At 61.0% G+C, this 6990-nt stretch carries 7 protein-coding genes; 4 read left to right on the top strand and 3 right to left on the bottom strand.

Annotated features, from left to right (window positions below):
• Positions 1-35 precede the first annotated feature (35 nt).
• From H0W47_RS12195 to H0W47_RS12185, 3 genes are all read right to left on the bottom strand, one after another.
• Complete coding sequence (locus H0W47_RS12195; protein WP_296924683.1) at positions 36-1052, bottom strand: Gfo/Idh/MocA family oxidoreductase; 1017 nt, start codon at positions 1050-1052, stop codon at positions 36-38.
• A gap of 16 nt (positions 1053-1068) precedes the next feature.
• Positions 1069-2058 carry a tripartite tricarboxylate transporter substrate binding protein gene (locus H0W47_RS12190; RefSeq protein ID WP_296924681.1) on the bottom strand — a complete coding sequence of 330 codons (990 nt, stop codon included), beginning with the start codon at positions 2056-2058 and terminating at the stop codon, positions 1069-1071.
• A gap of 156 nt (positions 2059-2214) precedes the next feature.
• A complete protein-coding gene (locus H0W47_RS12185) occupies positions 2215-2934 on the bottom strand; it encodes a FadR/GntR family transcriptional regulator (RefSeq protein WP_296924679.1) in 720 nt (239 codons plus the stop codon).
• Between the two features lie 231 nt (positions 2935-3165).
• Here H0W47_RS12185 and H0W47_RS12180 point away from each other — a divergent pair, with 231 nt between their 5' ends.
• The 4 genes from H0W47_RS12180 (at position 3166) to H0W47_RS12165 (ending at position 6977) form a co-directional block, all read left to right on the top strand.
• Positions 3166-3975 (top strand): NAD(P)-dependent oxidoreductase, encoded by an 810-nt coding sequence (locus H0W47_RS12180; RefSeq protein WP_296924677.1) that lies wholly within the window; start codon positions 3166-3168, stop codon positions 3973-3975.
• A gap of 77 nt (positions 3976-4052) precedes the next feature.
• Positions 4053-5036, top strand: coding sequence for a TRAP transporter substrate-binding protein (locus tag H0W47_RS12175; protein ID WP_296924675.1), 984 nt, complete (start codon positions 4053-4055; stop codon positions 5034-5036).
• 124 nt (positions 5037-5160) lie between these two features.
• Positions 5161-5691: a TRAP transporter small permease gene (locus tag H0W47_RS12170; RefSeq protein WP_296924672.1), complete on the top strand. Its 531-nt coding sequence runs from the start codon at positions 5161-5163 to the stop codon at positions 5689-5691.
• Positions 5692-5693: 2 nt separating this feature from the next.
• Positions 5694-6977, top strand: a complete 1284-nt coding sequence (locus tag H0W47_RS12165) for a TRAP transporter large permease (protein WP_296924670.1) — start codon at positions 5694-5696, stop codon at positions 6975-6977.
• The last annotated feature ends 13 nt before the right edge of the window (positions 6978-6990 follow it).

Here is a 6990-nt window from a genome sequence, read left to right as displayed (position 1 = left end):
GCGTAAATGCGCGCGGCAGGTCCGGCGCTTGCCTGTCAGGGCGGCAGCGAAACCGCAGCGCCGCTGTTCGACGATGCCATGATGGCGGCGATCAGCTGCTGCACCTGCAGGGCAGAACGCCCGCTGACGGCCGGCTCCGTGTCTTGGCGGATGGCGGTGACAAAGTCTTGCAGCACGGCGCGATGAAACGTGTGGTCGAAGGCCATGATGTTGGCGCCCGAGCCTGTGGCCTGGCGCACCCCGGCCTGCATCTTGCGCCCGCCGCTCAGTTCGGCAAGTAGTTCGCCAGCTTCCAGGGTGGCGCTGCCGCCCGTGAAGTTCAGCGCGATGCGCTCGGGAAAGCCCGGCCACGCAGTGGTGGTCGCTTCAATGCTGCCGATGGCGCCATTCGGGTAGTGCAGCGCGGCCGCCACCGTGTCTTCACACTCCATGCGGTGTACCGCACTGGTGCTGGCCATCGCCATCACTTTGTCTGGCATGCCAGTCAGGCTCAGCATCAGGTCCAGGGTGTGGATGGCCTGTGTCATCAGCACGCCGCCGCCGTCGCGCGCCATGGTGCCGCGGCCCGGCTCGTCGTAATAACTTTGCGGCCGCCACCAGCGGATGCTGGCCGATGCGCTGAGCAGGTCACCCAGAGGGCCTTCCTTGATCAGTCGAGCCAGCGCCAGCGAGGCATCGCGCATGCGATGCTGCAGCATCACCGCCAGCTTCACACCGCGTTGCTCGCAGATGTCCACCATTTGTTGGGCCCTCTCCAGGCTTACATCCAGCGGCTTTTCGACGAGCACATGTTTGCCGGCCCGCGCCAACTGCTCCACGATCTCCAGGTGGGTATTGGGCGGCGTCAGCACCAGCACGGCAGCGATGGTCGCGTCTTCAAGGATGTCTTCGAGCCGGGTGCTGGGGACGGTGCCTGCTGGAAGTTTCAAAGCCGCGAGCCTGCCGGCGCTGCGCGCCACCACGCAGGCCAGCACTACTTCTTCGTGCAGATCTGCAATGCTCTGCAAGTGGGGAGCTGAAGCCTGGCCGGCGCCCACAACCGCAACTCGCATGACCCCGGGAGCTGTGTTATTCAAGCTTGATCCCGGCGGCCTTGATGACCTGTGCCCATTTTTCAACTTCGTTTTTCTGGAACTCGCTGACCTGCGCCGGCGTCATGGTCGAGCCCTGCATGCCCAGGCCCTTGAGGCGCTCCTGGAACTCTGCAGTTTGCAGGATCTTCATGACTTCTTCGTGCAGCTTGTCCACGATAGGTTTTGGCGTGCCAGCGGGAACAAACAGACCCTGCCAGGACGTCACTTCAAAGCCGGGTACGCCGGACTCTGCCACGGTCGGTACATTGGGGAAAGCGTCGAGGCGTTTGGAAGAACTCACGGCCAGCGCGCGCAGCTTGCCGCTGTTGATGTGCTGTGCTGCGACCACGGAGGTGTCGAACATCATGTCGACCTGGCCGCTGATCACGTCGGAAATGGCCGGGCCGCTGCCCTTGTAAGGTACGTGGATGAACTGCGTGCCCGACTTGAAGCCGAGCATCTCCAGTGCCATGTGTTGCGAGGTACCGCTGCCTGCCGAGGCCGATGAAATGGTTTTGGGCTTTGCCTTGGCTGCAACCAGCACGTCCTGCAGTGTCTTGTACGGGCTCTTTTCGCCGACGACCAGCATCACCGGGTTGGAGCCGATCAGGACAATGGGGGTGAAGGACTTGACCGGGTCATAACCGAGTTTGGGGTAGAGGCTGACATTGATGGCGTGTGAGCTGACGGTGCCGCCCACCAGGGTGTAACCGTCGGCGGCAGCGCGTGAGCCCTGCTCGGAGCCTATGCTGCCGCCAGCGCCACCCTTGTTTTCAATGACGATGGTGCTTCCCAGCGCGGCGCCGAGTTTTTGCGAGATCAGGCGCGCCAGGATGTCGGTGGTGCCGCCAGCCGGGAATGGCACCAGGTAGGTGATGTTTTTCGACGGGTATTTGTCCTGGGCCCAGGCGGGCAGGGCGGTGGTGCCCAGCGCAAGCGGCAGGGCGAGCGCGGCGGCGGAGTGAATCAATGAGCGGCGTTTCATGCTGTCTCCTGTTTTGTGGAAAGGCAAGGCCGTGCTCCTGGAGGACAGCCAGCGTTCGGGGTATCGGGAAAGGTCGGAAAAAGATCAGTCATCGTACAACTGAGCGCTCTTGGTGCTGTCAGGGAATTCCCTCCCCGCCAAAAAATTACACGGGCCTCAACCGCCGGGTGAAGCGCCCAGCCCCTGGCCTTTGCGCAGGCGCTCACGACTGTTGGACAGATGGGTGCGCATCGCTGCACGGGCGGCCTCGGAGTCCTGGTTGCGGATGGCGTTGTAGATGTTTTCGTGCTCGCTGTTGACGCGCTGCAGGTAAACCAGCCGGCCTTCGGGCGCGCTTTGCGGCGTGTTCACCCGCGTCCTCGGGATGATCATGGTGCCCAGGTAGGTCATCAGGTCTTCAAAATGGCGATTGCCGGTCGCCCGCGCCACCTCCATATGAAACTGAAAGTCGGGCGGAACGGCGTCGGAATCGGCATGGATGGAGTCCTGGAAGGCCCGCAGCGCGGTGGCCATGGCCTCCAGGTTTTCAGTGCTTCTCCTCTGGGCGGCGAGGCCAGCGGCCTCTGTTTCCAGGCTCATGCGGAGTTCCAGCACCGAGATCACGTCGTTGACGGTAGCGAAGTCGGCTGCGGCAATCTTGAAGTTGCCCGCGTCCCGGTGCTCGATCACAAACGTGCCGATGCCGTGCCGTGTTTCGACCAGGCCGGATGCCTGGAGCTTGGAGATCGACTCCCGCACTACAGTCCGGCTCACGTCGAAACGCGCCATGATTTCGGCCTCGGTAGGCAGTTTGTCGCCGGGCTTGAGCTGTCCTTCGCGGATGCTGGCGACCAAGCTTTCCACGATCTCGGTGACCAGGCCGCGCGGCCGGCGCATGCGCGGGGCTCCGTCGGAAAGGGCTGGCAGCAAATTCGATTCCATCGGGTTGGCTCGTAGTAGGAGTTCGCCTTGATGACCGCAGAAAGCTCTTGACAGGGAAAAGTGCGTCATTAGAATTCAGTGTCATCAGACAACGTATGACTGATGTGTTGATCGATTCAAGCAACTGTAGCAAACCCGAGGGAAATGTCCAGCGTTTGCACCAACAGGTTTCCCGAAAAGAGAGAGATGGCAATCAAGGTTCACCAAAAATTGCTGCTGACCGGCGCTGCTGGCGGCCTGGGTCAGGAGCTGCGCGATCGGCTCAAGGCCAATTGCAGCACGCTGCGCCTGTCGGATCGCGCCCCACTGAGTGATGCCGGCGACAACGAAGAGATCGTGCTTGCCGACCTGGCCGATGCCGCCGCGGTCGATGCCATGGTGCAGGGCGTTGACGCCATCGTCCACTTGGGCGGGGTTTCGGTGGAGGGTCCGTTTGGCCCGATTCTGCAGGCCAACATCCTCGGCGTGTACAACCTGTATGAGGCCGCGCGCAAGCACAGCGTCAAACGCGTGGTGTTTGCCAGCTCCAACCACGTGACCGGCTTTTACCGCCAGGGCGAAACCATCAACGCCGATGCACCTCCCCGGCCCGACGGCCTGTATGGTGTCAGCAAGGCTTTTGGCGAGGACCTGTCGCGCTTTTATTTTGACCGCTATGGCATCGAAACTGCCTGCGTGCGGATAGGTTCGTCGTTTCCAGAACCGAAAGACCGCCGCATGCTGGCCACCTGGCTCAGCTTTGACGACCTGCACCGCCTGATCACCGCCTGCCTGAGCACACCAGTCCTCGGCCACAGCATCGTGTTCGGCATGTCCGACAACGCCGTCACCTGGTGGGACAACAGCCGCGCGCGCCACATTGGCTATGTGGCCCAGGACAGCTCTGACATCTTCCGCGACGCGGTGTACGCGCGTACGCCGGTGCCTGATCTCAGCGACCCTGCCGTGCAATTCCAGGGTGGCGGCTTCGTCAAGGCGGGCCCTTTTGCCGATTGAGGTGATGGGCTTGCGCGCTCATTTTTTTTCCAGTTTCTGTCAGTAGCTTTTAAAACCGTCCACCAAGGAGACAAACCATGACTTTCCGCCGCCAACTCATTGCCGCAGCCGCGCTGGCATCGTTCACGCTAGCCGCACCATTTGCCGTGCATGCGCAAACCGTGCTCAAGGCTGCAGATGTACACCCGATAGGCTACCCCACCGTCGTAGCCACTGAAAACATGGGTAAAAAGCTTGAAGCCGCCACCAATGGCAAGTTCAAGATGCAGATGTACCCCGGCAGCGTGCTGGGCGACGAAAAAACCATGATCGAGCAGACCCAGATCGGCGCCATCAACATCCTGCGCACCTCGCTGGGACCGGTTGGCGCTGTGGTGCCTGACGTGAACGTGTTCAACATGCCTTTTGTCTTCCGCAACGAGGCGCACATGCGTGCGGTCGTGGATGGCCCCATCGGCCAGGAAATTCTCGACAAGGTCAGCAACGGCCCAACCCGCATGGTGGCCCTGGCCTGGATGGACGGCGGCTCGCGCCACCTCTACACCAAAAAACCGATCAAAACCCCTGCCGACCTCAAAGGTGTCAAGGTTCGCATGATGGGCAACCCGCTGTTTGTCGACACCATGAATGCCATGGGCGGCAACGGTATTTCCATGGGCTACGGCGAAGTGTTCAGCGCGCTGCAGACCGGTGTGATCGACGGCGCGGAAAACAACCCGCCCAGCCTGTTCACGTCCAACCACTACACCACCGGCACCAAGTTTTACGCCCAGACCAACCACCTGATCATTCCTGAAATGCTGGTGATGTCGAAAGTGACCTGGGACAAACTGTCCAAGGACGAACAGGTCCTGGTCAAGAAGTTCGGACGCGAAGCCCAGTTCGAGCAGCGCGCCCTGTGGGACAAGAGTGTGGCCGACTACACGGCCAAGCTGAAAGCTGCCGGCGTGCAATTTACGGAGGTGGACCAGAAGCTGTTTTTTGACGCCACCGCACCAGTGCGCGCCAAATACGGCGCGCCCTATGCCGACCTGATGAAGCGTATCTCGGAAGTCAAGTAAGACGGTGCGCGGCGGGGGGGGGCGAAAGCCATTCCCCGCGTCTCGTTCCGGTACCGTTTCGGCGGTATCCCCAATCAACCCGCAGGCCTGTCTGTGCGACAGGTCTGCGGAAGTGGATTCCAACATGATCGAAAAAACACAACGCGCCATCGACGTGCTCTACCTGGCCTGCATCTGGGTTGCCGGGCTCGCCATCGTTGCCATGAGCCTCATCATCCCGGTCGGCGTTTTTGCCCGCTATGTGCTCGGTTACGGCGCACAGTGGCCCGAGCCGATTGCGATCTTGCTGATGGTGGTCTTCACCTTTATCGGCGCTGCGGCGGGTTACCGCGCCGGATCACACATTGCTGTCGGCATGATGACTGACCGGCTCTCGCCCCCGGTGCAGAAAGTGCTGCGTGTGCTGGTCGATGCGCTGATGCTCGCCGTCTGCCTGTTCATGATTATCTGGGGCTTCAAGCTGTCGATGGAAACCATGAATCAGTCGCTGGCCGCCATTCCCGAGATATCGGTAGGCCTGACCTATCTGCCCTTGCCGCTGGGCGGGCTTTTCACCCTTGTCTTTGTGCTGGAGAACATGTTTCTCGGTCCCCAGTACGCCCGCGCCATCGTGCGTTATGACGCCACCGTGGTTGAAGCCACTCCGGAAATATGATCATGGAATCATTTGTATTGCTCGGTAGTTTTGTGGTGCTGATTCTGGTCGGCATGCCGGTGGCGTATTCACTGGGGCTGGCGGCCCTGTTGGGCGCAGTGTGGATCGAGTTGCCGCTAGACGCCGTGATGATCCAGATTGCCAGCGGGGTCAACAAGTTCTCGCTGCTGGCGATTCCCTTCTTCGTGCTGGCCGGCGCCATCATGGCCGAGGGCGGCATGTCGCGCCGGCTGGTGGCTTTTGCCAGCGTGCTGGTGGGGTTTGTGCGTGGCGGCCTGTCACTCGTCAATATTCTGGCGTCCACCTTCTTCGGCGCCATCTCGGGCTCCTCGGTGGCCGACACGGCCTCCATCGGCTCGGTGATGATTCCCGAGATGGTGAAAAAGGGCTATCCGCGTGATTTTTCAACTGCACTCACAGTCAGCGGTTCCATCCAGGCCACTTTGATCCCGCCCAGCCACAACGCGGTGATTTACTCCATGGCAGCCGGTGGTTCGATCTCGGTTGCAGCGCTGTTCATGGCCGGCGTGCTGCCCGGGCTGTTGCTGGGCCTGACCCTGGCAACCTACTGCCTGGTGGTGGCGCGCAAGCGCAACTTCCCCAAAGGCGAAGTGATCCCTTTGAGGCAGGCCTTGCGTATCTGCGCCGATGCGCTCTGGGGCCTGATGACCATGGTCATCATTCTTGGCGGTATTTTGTCGGGCGTGTTCACCGCCACCGAGTCGGCCTCGATTGCCGTGCTCTGGGCATTTTTTGTCACGATGTTCATCTACCGTGACTACAAGTGGAAAGACCTGCCTAAGCTGATGCACCGCACGGTGAAAACCGTGGCGATCGTGATGATCCTGATCGGTTTTGCAGCGGCTTTCGGTTACATCATGACCTTGATGCAGATCCCGCTGAAGGTCACGACGCTGCTGACCTCAATGACAGACAACCGCTACATGATCCTGCTGGCCATCAACTTCATGTTGCTGGTGCTGGGCACGCTGATGGACATGGCCGCGCTGATCCTGATCCTCACGCCCATCCTTCTGCCTGTGGTCACCGCCGTGGGTGTGGATCCGGTGCACTTCGGCATGATCATGATTGTCAACCTCGGCATCGGCCTGCTCACGCCGCCTGTAGGTACTGTGCTGTTTGTCGGCAGTGCCGTCGCCGGCCTGCCAATCGAAAAAGTCGTGCGGGCACTGATGCCTTTCTTTGCGCTGCTGATCGTGGTGTTGGGCATCGTGACGTATGTGCCAGCACTGTCGCTGTGGTTGCCTCGTCTGGTCGGCGTCTGAGTCCCCGGCCGAC

The sequence above is a fragment of the Polaromonas sp. genome (genome assembly GCF_013817205.1).
GTDB lineage: Bacteria > Pseudomonadota > Gammaproteobacteria > Burkholderiales > Burkholderiaceae_C > Polaromonas.
Note: the sequence above shows the minus strand (reverse complement) of the source record. Positions and strands in the feature narration are given on the sequence as shown.